19 protein-coding genes and 1 riboswitch are annotated in these 19,064 nt (G+C 70.6%); of the genes, 10 read left to right on the top strand and 9 right to left on the bottom strand.

Features of this window, described 5'->3' with window-relative positions; genetic code table 11:
• Positions 1-1,122: 1,122 nt before the first annotated feature.
• Complete coding sequence (locus tag ACGFYQ_RS16635) at positions 1,123-1,275, top strand: hypothetical protein (protein WP_393744374.1); 153 nt, start codon at positions 1,123-1,125, stop codon at positions 1,273-1,275.
• An 83-nt stretch (positions 1,276-1,358) separates the two neighbouring features.
• On the opposite strand, the gene thiC is transcribed toward ACGFYQ_RS16635, so the two are convergent.
• Positions 1,359-3,146: a phosphomethylpyrimidine synthase ThiC gene (gene thiC, locus ACGFYQ_RS16630; RefSeq protein WP_393744372.1), complete on the bottom strand. Its 1,788-nt coding sequence runs from the start codon at positions 3,144-3,146 to the stop codon at positions 1,359-1,361.
• Positions 3,140-3,285: riboswitch (TPP riboswitch) on the bottom strand. Its footprint overlaps the gene before it by 7 nt.
• Positions 3,286-3,324: 39 nt before the next feature.
• Between thiC and ACGFYQ_RS16625 the strand changes: the two genes are divergently transcribed.
• Positions 3,325-4,749, top strand: coding sequence for a YibE/F family protein (locus tag ACGFYQ_RS16625; RefSeq protein WP_393744370.1), 1,425 nt, complete (start codon positions 3,325-3,327; stop codon positions 4,747-4,749).
• 62 nt (positions 4,750-4,811) lie between these two features.
• Here ACGFYQ_RS16625 and ACGFYQ_RS16620 read toward each other — a convergent pair whose 3' ends face one another.
• From ACGFYQ_RS16620 to ACGFYQ_RS16605, 4 genes are all read right to left on the bottom strand, one after another.
• The gene (locus ACGFYQ_RS16620; protein WP_328926566.1) at positions 4,812-5,261 is read right to left on the bottom strand and encodes an SsgA family sporulation/cell division regulator; all 450 of its coding nucleotides are present in this window, start codon (positions 5,259-5,261) and stop codon (positions 4,812-4,814) included.
• A gap of 97 nt (positions 5,262-5,358) precedes the next feature.
• The gene (locus ACGFYQ_RS16615) at positions 5,359-6,105 is read right to left on the bottom strand and encodes an IclR family transcriptional regulator (RefSeq protein ID WP_393744367.1); all 747 of its coding nucleotides are present in this window, start codon (positions 6,103-6,105) and stop codon (positions 5,359-5,361) included.
• A 280-nt stretch (positions 6,106-6,385) separates the two neighbouring features.
• Positions 6,386-6,613 carry a DUF5326 family protein gene (locus tag ACGFYQ_RS16610; RefSeq protein ID WP_393744365.1) on the bottom strand — a complete coding sequence of 76 codons (228 nt, stop codon included), beginning with the start codon at positions 6,611-6,613 and terminating at the stop codon, positions 6,386-6,388.
• 146 nt (positions 6,614-6,759) lie between these two features.
• Complete coding sequence (locus ACGFYQ_RS16605; RefSeq protein ID WP_362389503.1) at positions 6,760-7,077, bottom strand: cupin domain-containing protein; 318 nt, start codon at positions 7,075-7,077, stop codon at positions 6,760-6,762.
• Positions 7,078-7,166: 89 nt separating this feature from the next.
• On the opposite strand from ACGFYQ_RS16605, the gene ACGFYQ_RS16600 reads away from it, so the two are divergent.
• The 5 genes from ACGFYQ_RS16600 to ACGFYQ_RS16580 all read left to right on the top strand — a co-directional run bounded on the left by ACGFYQ_RS16600 (position 7,167) and on the right by ACGFYQ_RS16580 (position 10,998).
• The gene (locus ACGFYQ_RS16600) at positions 7,167-7,547 is read left to right on the top strand and encodes a phage holin family protein (RefSeq protein WP_393744363.1); all 381 of its coding nucleotides are present in this window, start codon (positions 7,167-7,169) and stop codon (positions 7,545-7,547) included.
• 12 nt (positions 7,548-7,559) lie between these two features.
• Positions 7,560-8,051, top strand: coding sequence for a low molecular weight protein-tyrosine-phosphatase (locus ACGFYQ_RS16595; protein WP_393744361.1), 492 nt, complete (start codon positions 7,560-7,562; stop codon positions 8,049-8,051).
• Positions 8,048-9,376, top strand: coding sequence for a cystathionine gamma-lyase (locus tag ACGFYQ_RS16590; RefSeq protein ID WP_393744359.1), 1,329 nt, complete (start codon positions 8,048-8,050; stop codon positions 9,374-9,376). The genes ACGFYQ_RS16595 and ACGFYQ_RS16590 overlap by 4 nt, the downstream gene beginning before the upstream one ends.
• A 175-nt stretch (positions 9,377-9,551) precedes the next feature.
• Positions 9,552-10,457 carry a LysR family transcriptional regulator gene (locus tag ACGFYQ_RS16585; RefSeq protein ID WP_393744357.1) on the top strand — a complete coding sequence of 302 codons (906 nt, stop codon included), beginning with the start codon at positions 9,552-9,554 and terminating at the stop codon, positions 10,455-10,457.
• A gap of 61 nt (positions 10,458-10,518) precedes the next feature.
• Positions 10,519-10,998, top strand: coding sequence for an NUDIX domain-containing protein (locus ACGFYQ_RS16580; RefSeq protein WP_384226778.1), 480 nt, complete (start codon positions 10,519-10,521; stop codon positions 10,996-10,998).
• 36 nt (positions 10,999-11,034) lie between these two features.
• Here the strand turns inward: ACGFYQ_RS16580 and ACGFYQ_RS16575 are convergent, their stop codons facing one another.
• A complete protein-coding gene (locus tag ACGFYQ_RS16575) occupies positions 11,035-12,222 on the bottom strand; it encodes a globin domain-containing protein (protein ID WP_393744354.1) in 1,188 nt (395 codons plus the stop codon).
• Positions 12,223-12,364: 142 nt separating this feature from the next.
• A complete protein-coding gene (locus ACGFYQ_RS16570) occupies positions 12,365-13,015 on the bottom strand; it encodes an HAD family hydrolase (RefSeq protein WP_393744352.1) in 651 nt (216 codons plus the stop codon).
• A gap of 140 nt (positions 13,016-13,155) precedes the next feature.
• Here ACGFYQ_RS16570 and ACGFYQ_RS16565 point away from each other — a divergent pair, with 140 nt between their 5' ends.
• From ACGFYQ_RS16565 to ACGFYQ_RS16555, 3 genes are read left to right on the top strand one after another with little or no spacing between them, the layout of a single operon-like run.
• A complete protein-coding gene (locus ACGFYQ_RS16565; RefSeq protein ID WP_393744350.1) occupies positions 13,156-14,049 on the top strand; it encodes a GNAT family N-acetyltransferase in 894 nt (297 codons plus the stop codon).
• 17 nt (positions 14,050-14,066) lie between these two features.
• Entirely contained in the window at positions 14,067-14,528 is a 462-nt protein-coding gene (locus ACGFYQ_RS16560; RefSeq protein ID WP_393744348.1) for a GNAT family N-acetyltransferase, read from the top strand.
• Positions 14,529-14,584: 56 nt separating this feature from the next.
• Positions 14,585-15,763, top strand: a complete 1,179-nt coding sequence (locus tag ACGFYQ_RS16555; RefSeq protein ID WP_393744346.1) for a winged helix DNA-binding domain-containing protein — start codon at positions 14,585-14,587, stop codon at positions 15,761-15,763.
• A gap of 23 nt (positions 15,764-15,786) precedes the next feature.
• Here the strand turns inward: ACGFYQ_RS16555 and ACGFYQ_RS16550 are convergent, their stop codons facing one another.
• The gene (locus ACGFYQ_RS16550) at positions 15,787-17,172 is read right to left on the bottom strand and encodes a serine hydrolase domain-containing protein (RefSeq protein WP_393744344.1); all 1,386 of its coding nucleotides are present in this window, start codon (positions 17,170-17,172) and stop codon (positions 15,787-15,789) included.
• Positions 17,173-17,181: 9 nt separating this feature from the next.
• Positions 17,182-18,651, bottom strand: coding sequence for a replicative DNA helicase (dnaB, locus tag ACGFYQ_RS16545; RefSeq protein ID WP_376677979.1), 1,470 nt, complete (start codon positions 18,649-18,651; stop codon positions 17,182-17,184).
• Positions 18,652-19,064 lie beyond the last annotated feature (413 nt).

The raw sequence follows: 19,064 nt of genomic DNA, 5'->3' as shown, positions 1-19,064 counted from the left end.
CCATCGGTACCCGTAGCACCCGTAGCGCCGGTGGCACCCGTCGCACCGTCCGCACCGTCGACGCCATCCGCACCCGTCGCGCCCGTCGCGCCATCAGTACCCGTAGCACCCGTCGCGCCATCAGTACCCGTAGCACCCGTAGCGCCGGTGGCACCCGTCGCACCGTCGACGCCATCCGCACCCGTCGCGCCCGTCGCGCCATCAGTACCCGTAGCACCCGTAGCGCCATCGGTACCCGTAGCACCCGTAGCGCCGGTGGCACCCGTCGCACCGTCCGCACCGTCGACGCCATCCGCACCCGTCGCGCCCGTCGCGCCATCGGTACCCGTGGCACCCGTCGCACCGGTGGCGCCCGTCGCACCGTCCGCACCGTCGACGCCATCCGCACCCGTCGCGCCCGTAGCGCCATCGGTACCCGTCGCACCGGTGGCACCGTCGACGCCGTCCGTACCTGTGGCACCCGTGGCACCCGTGGCTCCGGTCGCACCTGTAGCCCCGGTGGCTCCGTCGGCGCCGTTCTCACCCTTCGGACCCCTGGGGCCCGTCGGACCCGTCGGACCCTGCTTGCACTCGTCGTCGCCGCCACCACCGCGCGGACCGGCCTGGGCAGCCGCTCTCGGATCGTAATCGTGCTTGTCCGACTTGCAGTGGTCATCCGCGGGGGCCGCCACCCGGACCGCCTCGGTCGCCTGGATGGCCTGAGCCGTGGCGACCGCGGGGCTGGACATGCCCGCCATGACCAGGGCAAGCGATGCGAGGGTGCCGCCAGTCAGCCAACTGCTCCGCCTGGGCAGCGGACCAAGGATTGACCTGGTCCTTTTCTCAGGGCGCATACCACTCCTTCTCGAATCCGATCGAACGACGTGCGGTGGGGCCTCTCGGGCCACCTCGGTCATCGTGGGAATCGCTGCCGCGAGGGGCGGGACACCTCGCAGATAAGTCCACTAATCGGACTAGTGATGCGACGCCAATGGCCTCTGTGACGGACACGGCCCGACCTTGCCCCTTGCGGTCGAGCTTGCTTGCACGGCCCGACAGGGATGCCTACGGTCGGCTTACGTCATCTTCAGCTCTTCATCGACGCCGACGACCACGGCCCGTTCCTCGGCTGGAGCGCGAGCCGTGAGGACGTCGTGCACGACGACTTCGAGCAACTTCCACGACGTGATGGTGGGCGTCGCCAAGCTGCTCGGGGGCGCCGACGCAGGCATCCGCGAGATGACGGACGCCAAGCACGAGACAGCGGAGTACCAGCGCGATCTGTACGGGGCCTGAGGCGCCGGATCAGCGCGACACGGGCGGACCCGCGACTCCCCCTCATGGGTCGCGGGTCCGCTCCGTAGCTCCTGTCGACCGCCTCAGTCGGCCAGCGGCAGGTAGACGCGGTTGCCCGAGGCCGCGAACTCGGCGGACTTCTCCGCCATGCCCGCCTGGATCTCCTCGGCCTTCAGGTCGCCGCCGTGCTCGCGGCGGATGTCCTGCGAGATCTTCATCGAGCAGAACTTCGGACCGCACATGGAGCAGAAGTGCGCGGTCTTGGCCGGCTCGGCGGGCAGCGTCTCGTCGTGGAACTCACGGGCCGTGTCCGGGTCGAGGGCCAGGTTGAACTGGTCCTCCCAGCGGAACTCGAACCGCGCGTCCGACAGCGCGTCGTCCCACTCCTGGGCACCGGGGTGCCCCTTGGCCAGGTCCGCCGCGTGCGCCGCGATCTTGTACGTGATGACGCCGGTCTTGACGTCGTCACGGTTGGGCAGGCCCAGGTGCTCCTTGGGAGTGACGTAGCAGAGCATCGCCGTGCCCCACCAGGCGATCATCGCGGCGCCGATGCCCGAGGTGATGTGGTCGTACGCGGGCGCGACGTCCGTGGTCAGCGGGCCGAGCGTGTAGAACGGCGCCTCCTCGCAGATCTCCTGCTGGAGGTCGATGTTCTCCTTGATCTTGTGCATCGGGACGTGACCCGGGCCCTCGATCATCGTCTGGACGTTGTGCCGCTTGGCGATCGTGTTCAGCTCGCCCAGCGTCTTCAGCTCCGCGAACTGCGCCGCGTCGTTGGCGTCCGCGATGGAGCCGGGGCGCAGGCCGTCACCCAGCGAGTAGGTGACGTCGTACGTCGCGAGGATCTCGCAGAGCTCCTCGAAGTTCGTGTAGAGGAAGTTCTCCTTGTGGTGCGCCAGGCACCACGCGGCCATGATCGAGCCGCCGCGCGAGACGATGCCGGTCTTGCGGCGGGCGGTCAGCGGCACGTAGGGCAGCAGCACGCCGGCGTGGACCGTCATGTAGTCGACGCCCTGCTCGGCCTGCTCGATGACCGTGTCCTTGTAGATCTCCCAGGTCAGGTCCTCGGCACGGCCGTCGACCTTCTCCAGCGCCTGGTAGAGCGGGACGGTACCGATCGGGACGGGGGAGTTGCGCAGCACCCACTCGCGCGTGGTGTGGATGTTGCGGCCGGTCGAGAGGTCCATGACCGTGTCGGCGCCCCACTTGGTGGCCCAGGTCATCTTGTCGACCTCCTCCTCGATGGAGGAGGTGACGGCGGAGTTGCCGATGTTGGCGTTGACCTTCACCAGGAACCGCTTGCCGATGATCATCGGCTCGATCTCCGGGTGGTTCACGTTCGCCGGAAGCACCGCGCGGCCTGCGGCGATCTCCTCGCGGACGACCTCGGGGGAGACGTTCTCGCGGATCGCGACGTACTCCATCTCCGGGGTGATCTCGCCCCGGCGGGCGTACGCGAGCTGCGTGACGGCGGCGCCGCCACGGCCCCGGCGGGGCTGGCGGGGGCGGCCCGGGAAGACCGCGTCGAGGTTCTTGAGCCCGCCGCGCGGCGAGGTGTGCTTGATTCCGTCGTCCTCGGGGCGCACGGGACGTCCCGCGTACTCCTCGGTGTCGCCGCGGCCGATGATCCAGTTCTCGCGCAGCGGCGCGAGACCCCGGCGCACGTCGGTCTCGATCTGGGGGTCGGTGTACGGACCGGACGTGTCGTAGAGCGTCACGTCCTTGCCGTTGGTGAGGTGGACCTGGCGGACCGGCACCCGGATGTCGGGGCGGGAGCCCGCCACGTAGCCCTTGTGCCAGCCCGGCTTGCGCTCGGTCGAGCCGTCGCCGTCCTGGCTGACGGCAGGCGTGCATGCGTCCTGAATGGTCATGAGACCTATCTCCCTACGCCGGCATTACCCGGTAACAGGTTCGGCGGTCGACGCAGCCTCCTCCCGTACGCATCCGTGATGCGCGTACGGTGATCAGCGTCCTCTCAGCCCGGTGCTCCGAGCTCCCGCGTTGTGCAAAGTAGCCCCCACGCTAGCGTCATCCATGGCGTGCTGAACAGTGGGCCCCCTCATCTCTTGCGATGATCTGCTGGTGACGACCTCGCCGCAGCCCCCCATCGAGCCCACGGATCCCACTGGCCACTCGGGCCACGCGCACCCGGGTTCCGGGCACCCTGCCGGCCATTCCCACGGGCATTCCCACGGGCACGGCCACGGCCCGGCGGCCCCCGTCTCGAAGCACCTGCGCAAGGTCATCGCGGCCGTGCTGATCCCCTTCGCCGCCGCCGTCTTCGTCGGCATGGCGGTGCTCTGGCCGGGCGGCGCCCCCGCCCACGAGCGCACGGGGGTCGGTTTCGACCGGCAGACGCAGCAGGGCACGGTCGTCTCGCTCGAACAGGTCGACTGCAAATCGGTGAACGCCTCGCAGGTCCCGCCCACCGGCGACACGTCCACTCCCGAGGGCCGCGAGGCCCAGGCGGCGCAGACCGGTGAGTGCAAGAAGGCCACCGTCGAGGTCGGCACCGGACCGGACAAGGGCCGCACCTTCGTGGAGATCGTCCAGCCGGGCGCGCCACGGCAGTTGGCGAAGGGTCAGGGGGTGGTGGTCGCGTACGCGCCGGACGCCCCGCGGGACCTCCAGTACTCGGTGATCGACGTGAACCGCAAGTTCCCCTTGGCGCTGCTGGCCTTGATCTTCGCGGTCGCCGTCGTCCTGGTCGGCCGGATGCGCGGGCTGTTCGCACTGATCGCGCTGATCATCAGCTTCGGCGTGCTGACCCTCTTCATCCTCCCGGCCATCTTGCAGGGGTCGAATCCGCTGGTCGTCGCCGTCATCGGCGCGAGCGCCATCATGCTCATCGCTCTGTACATCTGCCACGGGCTGACCGCCCGCACCTCGGTCGCCGTCCTCGGCACGCTCGTCTCGCTGCTGCTGATCGGGCTGCTGGGCTCGGTGTTCATCGACTGGGCGTTCCTCAGCGGAAACACCGACGACAACACGGGCCTGATCCACGGGCTCTACCCGGGCATCGACATGAGCGGTCTGCTGCTCGCGGGCATCATCATCGGATCGCTGGGCGTGCTCGACGATGTGACGGTCACGCAGACCTCCGCGGTCTGGGAACTCCATCAGGCCGACCCGTCGATGGGGTCGCGCGCCCTCTACCGGGCGGCCATCCGGATCGGGCGCGACCACATCGCGTCGGTGGTCAACACGCTCGTACTCGCCTACGCGGGTGCCGCGCTCCCCCTGCTCCTGCTGTTCTCGATCGCGAACAGCAGCATGGGGTCGGTGGCCAACAGCGAGCTGGTCGCGGTGGAGATCGTACGGACCCTCGTGGGCTCGATCGGCCTCGTGGCCTCGGTTCCCGTGACGACGGCGCTGGCCGCCCTGGTCGTTTCCGCCGACCGGCCGGGGACCCCGGTCGCCGGGCCGGCGTCGGAGCCGGCCCGTGGCGGCCGGGGCCGCCGTCGCAAGCGCTGAAAGGTTGTTGCGGGAGGAACAGCGTGGCCGGCGCGGCTGGTCGGTGCGCGCACGGCGGCGCGTCACCCCGCGTTCTGCTCGTTCTGCCGGGATTCGGCCAGGATCTTGCCGAGCGCCTCGTCGAGGTTCTCCTCGAAGTCACCCAGGTTGCGCTCCTGGCCGAGCGGGACGAGCCGGTCGGTGCGGTCGAGGAACGCGACGAGCGGCGCCGCGCTGGCGCGGAACAGGGCCCGGTCACCGCCGACCTGGAGGCGGATGTGGACATCGGACAGGTCCTCGGGATCGGTCGGGGCGATGTGCACATCGCCGTCGCCGCACGGTTTGTTGATGCCGTCGAGGAGGAGCTCCCGGCCGAACGCCCAGGTCACGGGCGCATCTCCGGGAAGGTGGAAGGTCAGGCGGACTGCGTAGGGGTCCCGAGCGTCGTACCGGAGTTCCACCGGGATCCGGAACGAGAGCTCCTCGGAAACGAGGAAGCTCATCATGACCTCTGCCTGTACCGACTCGCGCATTGACTACCCCGCTGTAGTGGAAGTGGCCAGGAATGATCCCCCAGGGCCCTCTTGACAAGAGTGGTGGAAGCGCTAGCAGATCACAAGGAGTGAGTTTTCAGATACTGATAGAGAACGAGAGGGTGCTCAACAGCGCGCCTACTTCACTCCGTAGTCGATCGACTACATAAAGCAACCGGTCTTCTTGGTGCAGGGGAAGGGAAATCGCCATCGTCGCGGCGGTGTCGCCGGCGGTGATGGGGATGGCCGCACAGACCGTGCCCAGGGCGTACTCCTGACGCTCCGTAACCGGCTGCATCCGCTCCAGGGACGCGATCCGCTGTTCCAAGGACCGCTGATCGGCCACGGTGTAGGGGGTGATGGCCTCGACCGGGTGCCGGTCGTAGTAGTCCTTGCGCGTCTTCTCGTCGAGCTGGCCGAGCAGGCACTGACCGATGGCGTGCGCGTGGCCGGTCTCGCGGAAATCGGCCCACTCCTCGCAGGCCGGGCTGGCCGGGGTGTCCGAGACGCCCACGAGCTCGATCTCACCCTCGCGGAAGACCGCGAAGTAGACGGGGGCCCCGACCGAGTCGCGGAAGTGCGCGAGGGAGTCGAGGATCATGCTGCGACGTTTCTGCTGGAGTCCGCCGCCGGCGAGCCGCCCGGCCGCGTCGCCGAGGACGAAGACTCCGCTCTCCCGGCGCAGATAGCCCTCGTGCGTGAGGGTGCGCAGCAGGTGGTACGCGGTGGGAAGCGGGAGTCCGGCCTCCCGGGCCAGCTGTTTCGCCGGCGCTCCCTCGCTGTGCGAGCCCACCGCTTCGAGCAGCCTCAACGCCCGCTGCACCGAACCGATCAGAGTCGGCACACCGGCGTTGGGAACGGAAGACAAAGCTCACCCCCAGGCGTGGCGGCGGGCCTCGGGGTGGCCCGCCCTGCGGGGGCCGCCCCCGCGTATGCCGTGACTCCTGGGGGTCGTGCTCGGCGGCAGCTCAACGCAACCGCGGGTCAGAGCGGTGGTACCGGCTTTCGGTGCCCAGGGAACGGCACAGATTGCCACTCTATCGACCGTTTCCCGGAGTGTGAGTGGTTTCGCCCGTCACGTTCCCCCGCCTGGCCCAATCCCGGGAGTCCCGGGCCGAGTCCTGCTACCACTCGCCGGAGGAGGACTTCGTCCTGCCGCCGCTGACCTTCTTCACCACGAAGACCAGTCCGCCGACGAGGCCGACGAAGAGGAGCAGCTTGAAGACGATCCCGATCAGGGCGCCCAGGATGCTCGTGATCACACCGCCGAAGACGAACAGCGCCAGCAGCGGAACGGCGACCCACTTAACCCACCAGGGCATGCCTGCGAAAATCTCTCGGATGCCGTCCATGGCCTCGTCCTCTTCTTCCTCGTCCGTGACTTCCTGCTCTCGACTCTAGGAGTCCGGGAACTGCCGCGGGGACCCGCGAGCCCCCGGAGTCCCCTGATCCGCCCCCTAGGGGGACCGGGGGCGCGACCCTCATCCGGCCGGGGCCCTCAGCCCTCCGGTGGGGAGAACACCACCATCACGCGCAGGTCCTCGCTGATGTGGTGGAACTTGTGCGGGACCCCCGCGGGGACGTAGACCACGCTGCCGCGCGCCACCGTCGTCGTCTCCTCCCCGACCGTGATCGAGGCCCGGCCGCTCACGACGAAGTACACCTCGTCCTGGCGGTGCGGCTGCTGCGGATCGCTCTGTCCGGCGTCGAGCGCGTACAGCCCGACCGACATGTTCCGCTCGCGCACGAACTGCAGATAGGCGCCGTCGTTGGCGACCCGCTCCGCTTCGAGCTCGTCAAGCCGGAAGGCTTTCATCGTCGTTGTGCCCCTTGTACTCGATCGTTCCCTCACATCCGCTGATCTGCGGATGTCCCACCGGGATCTTCTCTGCCACGATCAGACACATGACGAATTTCGTAGTCAAGACGCTCGCCAACGCGGCGGCTCTGGCCGTCGCCATCTGGCTGCTCGCCGGCATCACTCTGGACGATGGCAGCAGCATGGGCCGCCGGACGCTGACCCTCATCCTGGTCGCCCTGGTGTTCGGGCTGGTCAACCTCATCGTCAAGCCCGTGGTGAAGCTTCTCTCGCTGCCGCTCTTCATCCTCACACTCGGCCTGTTCACCCTCGTCGTGAACGCCCTGATGCTGCTGCTGACCTCCTGGCTGGCCGACCAGCTCGACCTCAGCTTCCACGTCGACGGCTTCTGGACCGCGGTCCTCGGCGGCCTGATCATCTCCATCGTCTCCTGGGCCGTGAACATGGCCCTGCCCGACAAGAACTGAACGGGCCGCTTCATGTACCGCGTGTGCTTCGTCTGCACGGGCAACATATGCCGCTCGCCCATGGCCGAGTCCGTCTTCCGCGCCCATGTCGCCGCAGCCGGGCTCGACGCCCTGGTCGAGGTCGACAGCGCCGGAACCGGCGGCTGGCACGAGGGTGATGGCGCCGACCCGCGCACCGTCTCCGTCCTGGAAGCCGCCGGATACGAGCAGGACCACCGGGCCCGGCAGTTCCGGTCCTCCTGGTTCGACCGCCTCGACCTGGTCGTCGCGCTCGACGCCGGGCACCTGCGGGACCTGCGGGCGCTCGCGCCCACCCCGCGGGACGCCGCCAAGGTGCGGCTGCTGAGGTCCTTCGATCCGTCGGCCACGGCCGCCGAGACCGACGTACCGGATCCCTACTACGGCTCGCTCGACGGGTTCGAGGAGTGCCTGGAACTGGTCGAGGCGGCGAGCCCCGGCCTGCTGGACGCCGTACGCGAGGCCATGAAGGAGCACACCGCGTGAACTCCCCCCACGACCCCGGCCCCGGCCCCGGCCACGACCACGGGCACGACCCCGGCCCCGGCCCCGGCCACGACCACGGGCACGACCCCGGCCCCGGCCCCGGCCACGACCACGGTGACGGCCACAGCCCGGCCGACGGCCGCGGCCGCGGCCCCGCGGCGGACCGGCTCGGCGACGGCACCCTGGCCGTCCGCGCCGGGCTGCCCGAGCCCGTCAAGAACCAACCGCCTCTGCCCGGCCCGGTCTTCGCCGCCCACTTCCACCTCCCCGGCGACGTCGAGGGCCCGTACACCTACGGCCGCGACACCAACCCCACCTGGACCTTGCTGGAACAGGCCGTCGGGGAGCTGGAAGCCCCCGGCCAGGACGTGCACACCGTCGTCTTCGCCTCCGGCATGGCCGCGGTCTCCGCCGTCCTCCTCTCCCAGGCGCGCACCGGCGACACCGTGGTCCTGCCCTCCGACGGCTACCAGGCGCTACCCCTGCTGCGGGAGCAGTTGGAGGCGTACGGGATCCGCGTACGCACCGCCCCGACCGGGGACGACGCCCAGCTCGCCGTGATCGACGGCGCCCGGCTGCTGTGGATCGAGACGCCCTCCAACCCCGGGCTCGACGTGTGCGACGTACGCCGCCTCGCGGACGCGGCGCACTCCGGCGGGACCCTGGTCGCCGTCGACAACACCCTCGCCACCCCGCTCGGCCAGCGGCCCCTCGAACTCGGCGCGGACTTCTCCGTCGCCAGCGGCACCAAGGGCCTCACCGGCCACGGCGACCTGCTGCTCGGGTACGTCATCTGCCGCGACGCGGAACTCGCCGACGACGTCCGCAGGTGGCGCAAGATCGTCGGCGCGATCCCGGGCCCCATGGAGGCCTGGCTCGCCCACCGCTCCCTGGCCACCATCCAGCTGCGCGCGCAGCGCCAGTGGGCCAACGCGCTGGCCGTCGCCGAGGCGCTGGCCGACCGCACCGAGGTGACGGGGCTGCGCTACCCGGGCCTGGCGTCCGACCCGTCCCACAAGACGGCCGCCCGGCAGATGCGGGGCTTCGGGTCGGTGGTCTCCTTCACGCTGCCCGACCGCGCGCACGCCGTACGCTTCATGGCGGCCCTGCACCTCGTCGAGGACGCGACGAGCTTTGGAGGCGTACGGTCGACCGCCGAGCGGCGCGGACGGTGGGGCGGCGACGCCGTGCCGGAGGGCTTCATCCGCTTCTCCGCCGGAGCCGAGGACACCGATGACCTCGTCGCGGACGTCCTGCGCGCGCTCGATCTCGCGGGTGACGGCGGCCTCGCGGATGACGGCGGCGGCGTAGGTGACGGCGGCTGAACAGGCTGTGGAACGGCGGTCCGAGCCTCCCCCCTCGTGGCTCGGACCGCCCCGGGTTCCGCACGCGAAGAACCACGCGACAAGGCTAGTTGACTCTGTGTCAGAGTCCAATCACGGTAACGACAGGGGGCTATCGGCATATTTATAGTTGAAGCCCCCACCGAGAGGTGCCGCGATGGACCTGGCCCTGCTGCGCACCTTCGTCGCCGTCCACCGGGCGGGCTCCTTCACCCGGGCCGCCGCGCTCCTGGGACTGTCCCAGCCGGCCGTCACCTCGCAGATCCGCACGCTCGAACGCCAGCTGGGCCGCCCCCTGTTCCACCGTCGCGCCCGCGGTGTCACCCCCACCGCCGTGGGCGACGAGCTCGCCCACAAGGCCGCCCCGCACCTCGACGCCCTGCTGCGGATCACCGAGGCCGGGCGGGAGGCGGCCGGCGCGTTACGCTCCCTGCACGTCGCCGGGCCCCCGGAGTTCCTGTGCCTGCGGGTGCTCCCCGCTCTCGCGCCCCTCGTCGGCCAGGGCCACACCCTGCGCGCCACCCTCCAGACCGGCGCCGAGGAGACCCTCGACGGGCTCGCCGCCGGCCACCACGACCTCGTCGTCACGACCGCCCATCCCCGGGGCGGGCTGTTCACCGTCACCGCGCTGTGCGACGAGGAGCACGTCCTGGTCGCCGCGCCCTACTGGGCCGCCCTCGTCGGCCAGGACCGGGTGCGCGAGGAGGGGCCCGCCGCGCTCGCCGGCGTCCCGCTCGTCGAGGTCCACGAGACCCTGCCGCTCGTCACCCGCTACTGGGCCGCCGTCTTCGACACCCGGCCCGACGCCGGAGCCCTCGCCGCCACCGTGGTCGCGCCGGACCTGCGAGCCGTACTGGAATGCGTCCAGGCGGGCGCCGGGCTCGCCGTCCTTCCCCGCTACCTCTGCCAGGACGCCCTCGACAGCGGCCGGATCGTGGCCCTGGCAGATCCGCCCGTGCCCCCGCTGCGTACCTGGTTCCTGGTCGTACGGACCGGCAGCCTCGCCCTCGCCCACCTCGCCCGGGCCCACGACCGGCTGCTGGACGCCGCCGCGCACTGGTAAGTGCCTCCGTTTCCGGCCCGTGGCGCGTTTCAGAAGCGGAGTCGTGGGCCACTCTTCTCCCATGACCGAACGTCCCGTGGTCAAACGCACCGCCCGCGCGATCCTGCTCGACGGTGACGACCTGATCCTCATCAAGCGCACCAAGCCCGGCGTCGATCCGTACTGGCTCACCCCCGGCGGCGGAGTGGAGTCCTCGGACGCCACCGTCGTCGACGCCCTCCACCGGGAGGTCCACGAAGAACTCGGCGCGAAGATCACCGATGTGGTGCCCTGCTTCGTCGACACCGTCGAGCACATCGCCGACGGGGGAGTGACCGGCGTGAAGGTGCAGCACTTCTTCGTCTGCCACCTCGAATCGATGGACCCCAGCCAACGGCACGGCCCCGAGATCGACCAGCCCGAAGGCGAGTACGAGATCGTCCGCGTGCCCTTCAGCCGGGTAGGCATCGCCGCCGTCCACCTCGTCCCGCTGTCCCTGCGGCACTACCTCGACGGGAACATCGAGGGCGTCCGCGCCATGCACGCCCCCGACCTGGGCTGAGGCCCCTGACCGAGACCGGCGGGACGCCCGCCGGTCTCAGCCGGCCACGCCCGCCAGCTCCTCCACCGCGTCGTGCCGGATCCGCTCGCCGGGGATCCCGATCCGCTTGAGCTCGTCCACCCCACTGCGGATCATCGCGGGCGGCCCGGAAATGAACGCGTCGTACGAACTCCAGGGCCCGTGCTCGCCGATCGCTTGCGGCAGTTGCCCGGAGAGCCAGTCGCCGACCACCGGGCGCACCGACAGCCACGGATGCGAGCGCTGCAGCCCCAGCAGCGTGTCCTTGTCGTACAGGTCGTGGTCACTGCGCGCCCCGAAGAACACCTCCACCGGCCGCCGCTCACCGTGCTCGGCCACGTCCTCGATCAGCGCCTTGATCGGGGCGATTCCGGTGCCCCCGCCCAGGCACAGCATCCCGTTGTCCGTCGTGTGGTCCACCACCATCGACCCGGCCGGCGGGCCGAGGCGCAGCACGTCCCCGGGGCGGGCGTGACGTACCAGCGCGTTGGAGACCCAGCCCGCGGGCACGGCCTTGACGTGGAAGGACAGCAGTCCGTCGGCGCGCGGCGCCGAGGCGAAGGAGTAGTGCCGCCACACCCGGGGCCACCACGGGGTTTCCAGGCTGGCGTACTGGCCGGCGAGAAAAGCGTACGGCTGGTCGGGACGGACGGTCAGCACGGCGATGTCCGAGGTGCGCAGATCGTGCGAGACCACCTCCGCGTGCCACCACGCCGGGGCCTTGACCTCGTCCTCCGCCGCCGCGTCGATCATGATCTGGGAGATCGCGGTGTAGGCCCTCACCCATGCGGCCTGCGTCTCCGGCCCCCAAGTGCCCTGCGCGTACCGGGCCAGCGCACCGACGAGGGCTTCGCCCACCACCGGATAGTGGCCCGCCACGGTGCCGTACTTGCGGTGCCCCGAGCCCAGCCGGCGCAGATAGGCGGTGAGTACCGCGGGATTGTCGATGTGCTCGGCGGCGGTCAGCAGCGCCTTCAGCAGCCGGTCGCGCTGGGCGTCCATGGCGGCGGGGAACATGCCGCGCACTTCGGGGTGCCCGGTGAAGACCAGGGCGTAGAAGTACGAGGTCACCTTGTCGGCGACGGGTGCGATCTCCGCGAGAGTCCGGCGGATGAGCACGGCATCCGGCGAGGGCTCGATCGCACCGCCCCCGGCGGGTATCCGGGCCGTCCCCCGGCTGGCCGATCTGGTGGGCGGAGCGTCCATGCGGTGCCTCGCTTCAAACATCTCGGTCGGTCTGCACACGCCACGGCCTGTGAATCCGTGGTTCCGGGTTCCACAGCGTGCCAGCCGACTCAGAGGCCTGCGGGGAAACGCGGAAAATCTGCGCTTCGGACCCACTTTCCTCCTAAGATGCCTCAACTCCCGGGCGTGGCACCCCTACAAGCTGGTATGCCTCCCGAAGGTCCCGCCCCTCGTAGACGTGTGTCGCGCGCTCCGCCAGATAGGGCCGCGCGTTGACCGCCACCGAGACCGGCACCGCCTCGAAGAGCACCGCGTCGGTCATCGAGTCCCCGTACGCGACGCAGTCGCCCCGGCTCACCCCGAACCGCTCGCACAGCCGGTCCGCCACCGTCACCTTGCCCTCGGGCGTCAGGATCCCGGACACCTCCATGGGCCCGGTGAACGGCACCGCCGGGAACACCGAACCGTGGGCAGCGTGCGCGCCCCACTCCATCAGCAGTTCCACGAAGAAGGACGGCGACAACGAGATCACCGCGCAGTAGTCCCCGCGCTCACGGATCTCCCGCCACACCTCCCGGATACCCGACAGCCATGGGGAACCGTCGAACGCCGCCCGGACATGCGCGGGCGTCAACTCGGCCCACAGCGCATGGGCCGCCACCGAGAACTCCTGCGGCCCGATCTCCCGTGCGCCGAAGGACCGCTCCAGCTCCGCGATCTCGTGACTCAGCCCGAGCTGCCGGGAGATCTCGACCGGCGCCGCCGAGCCGAACATCAGCGTCCCGTCGAGATCGAAGAGGTGCAGGGTGGTCATAGCCGTCGAGGCTAACCCTCCCCTGGCCACCACGGGGAGGCACAAGCCGATGTTTCACGTGAAACATCGGCTTGTTTCACGTGAAACATCGACGCCCAAATCCCCTGGACGACTCCCGACCGATGATCCAGTCTGAGCCGGTGACACCACCACACCTCACCGATCTGCCGATCCGAGCGCTGACCGTGGACGATCTCCGCCACTGCGCCGACCTGTCCGAAGACCGCGGCTGGCCCCGCGAGGACCACAAGTGGGGCCTCCTCCTCGCCGCCGGAAACGGCTACGGCGTCGACGCCCCTGACGGAAAGGGACTCGCTGCCGCCTGCGTCGTCACCCGGTACGGCGGACCCCGCCCCGAACCGGAACTCGCCGCCATCGGGATGGTCCTCGTCGCCGGCCGCTACGCCCGCCAGGGCATGGGACGCCGCCTGATGACATACATCTGCGACGACGTACTCAAGGGCATCCCCCTCACCCTGCACGCCACCCCGCACGGCCGCCCCCTCTACGAGGAGCTCGGCTTCGAGACCACAGGCCGCGCCGAGATGCTCCGGGGGGCCTTCCAACCGGCGGGCACCTCCGGCACATACGGCACCCCCCGGGTACGGCCGGCCCGCGGCGAGGACCTCCCGCGCATCCTGCGGCTGGACGCCGAGGTCTTCGGCAGCGACCGCACCCACATGATCACCCGGCTGCCCGCCTTCGCCGACCAGCTCGTCGTCGCCGAGGACCGCGGCGGCGACGGCACCCTCACGGGCTACGCCGCGGCCTGGCCCAATATGGACACCCAGGTCATCGGACCGCTGATCGCCCACGACACCGCCACCGCCCAGTCCCTGATCACCGCACTCGCCCAGGGCACCGACCGGCCGCTGCGCACCGATGTCGACGTACGCCACGAGGAACTCCTCGCCTGGCTCAAGGACCGCGGCCTCGCCTCGGTGGCCTTCAACGCCGTCATGACCCGCGACATCCCCGGCCTGCCAGGTGACTGGACCCGCCGCTGGGCACCGCTCACCGTGGCCGCGGGCTGAGAGAGGAGCACCCTGACGTGACCGACACCCCCGAGCTTGCCATTCGCCCCGCCACCGAGGCCGACCTGCCCGCCATCGTCGCCATGCTCGCCGACGACCCCCTCGGCGCCACCCGGGAATCCCCGGACGACCTCACCCCGTACCGCGCGGCCCTGAAGCGGCTCGCCGACGACCCGAACCAGCACCTGGTCGTCGCCGTCCGCGCGGACCGTGTCGTCGGCACCCTCCAGCTGACAATCGTCCCGGGCCTCTCCCGCAAGGGATCCACCCGCTCCATCATCGAAGGCGTCCGCGTACACGCCGACGAGCGCGGCAGTGGCCTGGGCACCCGCTTCGTCGAATGGGCCGTCGAGAAGTCCCGCGCCGAGAACTGCGCACTCGTCCAGCTGGCCTCGGACGTGATCCGGACCGACGCCCATCGCTTCTACGAGCGGCTCGGCTTCACCGCCTCCCACGTCGGGTTCAAGTTGCAGCTCTGACCGGCCGACCGGCAGGCCGGGCCGCGGTGTCGTCGGCCCGGCCTACGATCGGGAGGATGAGCCCCAGCCTTCCCCTCATCGGCACCGCCGAGCGCCGCAATCGCCTCGGCCGGCGCCACCGCCTGGCTCCCTCGACCCGCGCCGCCACGGTTCCCGAGGCCGCGGACGCCGTCGTCGCCCTCCACGCCACCGACGCCGCGACCATCTTCCTGTCCGCCCGCGCCCGGCTCACCGAAGGCGGACCCGACGCGATCGAGCGGGCGCTCTACGAGGACGTGAGCCTCGTCCGGCTGCTGAGCATGCGCAACACCCTCTTCGCGGTCTCCACCGACCTCGCCCCGTACGTCGATGCCTCCACCGCCCGCGGCATCGCGGTGAAGGAGCGCCGCACCCTCATCAAGCACCTCGAAGAGGACGGCCAGGGCCTCGACGCCGACTGGCTGGCCCGGACGGAGGCCGCCGCGCTCGACGCCCTCGACAGCCGCGGTCCCTCCACGGGCAGCCAGCTGTCCGCGGCCGTCCCCGCCCTGCGGCAGAAGATCACCGTGTCCCGGGGCAAGAAGTACGAGACGGAGACCGGTGTGGCCAGCCGGGTCATCCGCCTGCTGGCCGCCGACGGCCGGATCCGCCGCGACCGCCCGCGCGGATCGTGGACCTCCAGCCAGTACCGCTGGGTCCACACCGAGCCCTGGCCCGCCGTACCCGCCGCAGAGGCCCGCGCCGAGATCGCCCGCCGCTGGCTCCACGCGTACGGTCCGGCAACCGAGGCCGACCTCAAGTGGTGGACCGGCTGGACCCTCACCGACGCCCGCAAGGCCCTCGCCGCCGTGGGCCCCGAGCACGTACGCCTCGACGACGACGGGACCACCGCGCTGGTCAGCCCCGGCGACGCCACCACCGAACCGGCCCCGGAGCCCTGGGCCGCCCTGCTGCCCGGCCTCGACCCCACCGGCATGGGCTGGGCCGACCGCGGCTTCCACCTCGACCCCGCGCACAGGCCCGCCCTCTTCGACTACGCCGGCAACATCGGCCCCACCGTGTGGTGGAACGGCGAGATCGTCGGCGGCTGGGCCCAGCGCCCCGACGGCGAGATCGTCTGGCGGATGCTGGGCAACCCCGGCCGCGCAGCAGAGGAGGCGATCACCGCCGAGGCCGCCCGACTCGCCGAATGGGTGGGCGACGCCCGCATCACCCCGCGCTTCCGCACCCCGCTGGAGCGCGAACTCGTCGCGTGAGCCCGCCAGGCCAGGCCAGGCCGTCAGCCGATGCCCCGCCAGCCCTGCGGGTCCACCCCGCCGGGCACCGGGGCCTGGGCCTCGTACGGCTCCCGCGTGAACACGAAGGACGCCAGGTCGAGGTGGCTCACCGAGCCGTCCTCGCGGCGCACCGCCCGCAGCGTCTCCCCCGCGTAGTAGCCGGACAGGCCCGTCCAACTGCCGTCCGGCTCCGCCCGGAAGCGGGCCGTACGCCCGGTCGCGCCCACCGGCCCCAGCTCCAGCGACCCGTCCGCCTTCAGCCGCACCACCTGTGCCGAAGTCCCCCAGTACCAGGGACCGCACAGCTCCAGCGGCACCTGGTCGGACTCCGCGAAGGGCCGCCACGGCCGCGGGATCCGCGGCTCGGCCTCCGCGACGATTCCCACGAGGTCCGCGGCCAGCGTCGCGGCCGCGATCCCCGACGTGCAGTTCGCCAGCGCCACCGCAGCCACGTCGTCCGCCTCGCTCAGCCACAGCCCCGCGACGAACCCGGGCAGTGATCCGCTGTGCCCCGCCAGCCGGCGTTGGCCGTGGGCCACCAGCTGCATTCCCAGCCCGTAACCGAGATCGGCGGAAGCAGGCTCCGGCGGCGCGGCCGGCGTACGCATCTCCCGTACGGACTCCACGCTCAGCACCCGCTCGTCACCCCGGAGCAGGAAGTCCGCGAACCGCGCCAAGTCCCCGGTCGTGGACCACAGCTGACCCGCCGGCGCCATCAGCCCGAGATCCTCCAGCGGCTCCGGCATCATCACGTCCGCCCACGGATGCACCGCCCAGCCGCCCGCGTGCGGGGCCTGCGGCCGCCCACTCGTGCGGTCCAGCCCCAGCGGCTCCAGGACCTCCGCCCTCAGTACCTCTTCCCACGGCTTCCCGCGCAGCGCCTCGACGAGCGAACCCAGCAGCGTGTAGCCCGGGTTGGAGTAGTGGTGCCTGGTACCCGGCGTCTGCTTGAACGGCTCTTCGCCCAGCACGTCGCCGAGCTCGGGCCGCAGTTCAGCGGGGGTGCGCTCCCACCACGGGCCGGGCGTCTCCGCCGCCAGTCCACCGGTGTGGGCCAGCAGTTGGGCGATGGTCACCTCACCCGCGCCGGTACCCGGCAGGTGCTTCTCCAGCGGATCCGCGAGCGCCAGCAGCCCCTCGTCGCGCAGCCGCATCACCAGCACGGCGGTGAAGGTCTTGGTGATCGACCCGATCCGGTACTGGACGTTCCCGTCCGGGCCGTGCCCCTCCACCGAGGTCCGGGAGCCCTCCCAGACCACCTGCCCGCCCCGCGCGACGGCCGCCACGACGGACGGCGCCCGCCCTTCGCTCTGCGCGACGGCGACCCGATGGCGCAACGCACGCCGGGTGGACGGGAGAAGTTCCAGGTCCTCAGAAAGCGCATCCATGATCGAATGCTACGTGTTGGCCATGTCCACGAACCGCGAATAGTGGCCCTGGAAGGCCACGGTGATCGTCGCCGTGGGGCCGTTACGGTGCTTCGCCACGATCAGGTCCGCCTCGCCCGCGCGGGGGGACTCCTTCTCGTACGCGTCCTCACGGTGCAGCAGGATCACCATGTCCGCGTCCTGCTCGATCGAGCCCGACTCACGCAGGTCGGAGACCATCGGCTTCTTGTCGGTGCGCTGCTCGGGACCACGGTTCAGCTGGGAGAGCGCGATCACCGGGACCTCCAGCTCCTTCGCCAGCAGCTTGAGGTTTCGGGACATGTCCGAGACCTCCTGCTGACGGCTCTCGGGACGGCGCGAGCCGCCCGACTGCATCAGCTGGAGGTAGTCGATGACCACGAGCGAGAGGTCGTTGCGCTGCTTGAGCCGGCGGCACTTGGCCCGGATCTCCATCATCGACAGGTTGGGTGAGTCGTCGATGTACAGCGGAGCGGCGGACACGTCCGGCATCCGGCGGGCCAGCCGGGTCCAGTCGTCGTCCGTCATCGTGCCCGAGCGCATGTGGTGCAGCGCCACCCGGGCCTCCGCCGAGAGCAGGCGCATCGCGATCTCGTTGCGCCCCATTTCGAGGGAGAAGATCACGCTGGGCAGGTTGCTCTTGATGGAGCAGGCACGTGCGAAGTCCAGGGCGAGCGTGGACTTGCCCATCGCGGGACGGGCGGCGATGACGATCATCTGGCCCGGGTGCAGGCCGTTGGTCAGCGAGTCGAGGTCCGTGAAGCCGGTCGGAACGCCCGACATCTGGCCGCTGCGCGATCCGATCGCCTCGATCTCGTCGAGGGCGCCCTCCATGATGTCGCCCAGCGGCAGGTAGTCCTCGGAGGTCCGCTGCTCGGTGACGGCGTAGATCTCGGCCTGGGCGCTGTTGACGATCTCGTCGACGTCGCCGTCGGCCGCATAGCCCATCTGTGTGATCTTCGTACCGGCCGCGACCAGCCGGCGCAGGACGGCTCTCTCGTGGACGATCTCCGCGTAGTACTCGGCGTTCGCCGCCGTCGGGACGGACTGCACCAGCGTGTGCAAGTACGAGGCCCCGCCGACCTTGCTGATCTCCCCGCGCCGGGTCAGCTCGGCGCCGACGGTGATCGGGTCGGCCGGCTCGCCCTTGGCGTACAGGTCGAGGATGGCCTGGTAGATCGTCTCGTGCGAGGGCCGGTAGAAGTCGTGGCCCTTGAGGACCTCCACGACATCGGCGATCGCGTCCTTGGACAGCAGCATGCCGCCGAGCACCGACTGCTCGGCGTCGAGGTCCTGCGGAGGGACGCGCTCGAAGCCGCCGGCGCCACCGCCACCGTCCCAGGAGCCGCCCTCGCGTCCCCGGTCGTGCTGTTCGTCCCCGCGGCCGCGGCCTTCGCTGTTGCGGCGAGTACGGGCGGGCAGACGGTCACCTGGACCGCTGTCGGCCCAAGGGTCGTCCATGGGCTCGGGCATGCTCACCGGGCCGCCTCCCTCCGTCCGCAACGCGGACCTCGCCGTGCCACTCTTTCTACGACACGGCTCTGACATATGGGGCACCCGAATCGGCTGTCGACGAGTCGGGCAACGCACCACGGTAGGGCCGCGAGCGGCGTCAGCCAATCTTGTTATCCACAGGCTGTGTGGATGAGATGTGGACGACGGCGCCAATGCTGTGGGTAAGTCCCCGGAAGCTGTGCACGGACCGGGGGACGACGCTGTGGACAAAATCACCTGACCCACCCCACCACCCCGCTTGACCTGGGATTTCCTTCCCCAGCGACCGTGCGACGGAAAATTCTTGGCCACTGTCTCAAGATCGCCTCCAATGGGTTGCGGGGAACGCGCAAGTCAGCGCCTTGGTAAGGATCCAAGGA

It is taken from the genome of Streptomyces sp. NPDC048258, from assembly GCF_043201995.1.
Lineage (GTDB): Bacteria > Actinomycetota > Actinomycetes > Streptomycetales > Streptomycetaceae > Streptomyces.
The sequence above is the reverse complement of the archived record's forward strand: the minus strand, read 5'-3'. Positions and strand labels throughout refer to the sequence as shown.

Coding starts and splice junctions, on each gene's coding strand:
- ACGFYQ_RS16575 (WP_393744354.1), bottom strand. CDS start 12,222: ATGGACGCTCCGCCCACCAGATCGGCCAGCCGGGGGACGGCCCGGATA.
- ACGFYQ_RS16610 (WP_393744365.1), bottom strand. CDS start 6,613: ATGGACGGCATCCGAGAGATTTTCGCAGGCATGCCCTGGTGGGTTAAG.
- ACGFYQ_RS16550 (WP_393744344.1), bottom strand. CDS start 17,172: ATGGATGCGCTTTCTGAGGACCTGGAACTTCTCCCGTCCACCCGGCGT.
- ACGFYQ_RS16580 (WP_384226778.1), top strand. CDS start 10,519: ATGACCGAACGTCCCGTGGTCAAACGCACCGCCCGCGCGATCCTGCTC.
- ACGFYQ_RS16555 (WP_393744346.1), top strand. CDS start 14,585: ATGAGCCCCAGCCTTCCCCTCATCGGCACCGCCGAGCGCCGCAATCGC.
- ACGFYQ_RS16600 (WP_393744363.1), top strand. CDS start 7,167: ATGACGAATTTCGTAGTCAAGACGCTCGCCAACGCGGCGGCTCTGGCC.
- ACGFYQ_RS16585 (WP_393744357.1), top strand. CDS start 9,552: ATGGACCTGGCCCTGCTGCGCACCTTCGTCGCCGTCCACCGGGCGGGC.
- ACGFYQ_RS16595 (WP_393744361.1), top strand. CDS start 7,560: ATGTACCGCGTGTGCTTCGTCTGCACGGGCAACATATGCCGCTCGCCC.
- thiC (WP_393744372.1), bottom strand. CDS start 3,146: ATGACCATTCAGGACGCATGCACGCCTGCCGTCAGCCAGGACGGCGAC.
- dnaB (WP_376677979.1), bottom strand. CDS start 18,651: ATGGACGACCCTTGGGCCGACAGCGGTCCAGGTGACCGTCTGCCCGCC.
- ACGFYQ_RS16570 (WP_393744352.1), bottom strand. CDS start 13,015: ATGACCACCCTGCACCTCTTCGATCTCGACGGGACGCTGATGTTCGGC.
- ACGFYQ_RS16605 (WP_362389503.1), bottom strand. CDS start 7,077: ATGAAAGCCTTCCGGCTTGACGAGCTCGAAGCGGAGCGGGTCGCCAAC.
- ACGFYQ_RS16620 (WP_328926566.1), bottom strand. CDS start 5,261: ATGCGCGAGTCGGTACAGGCAGAGGTCATGATGAGCTTCCTCGTTTCC.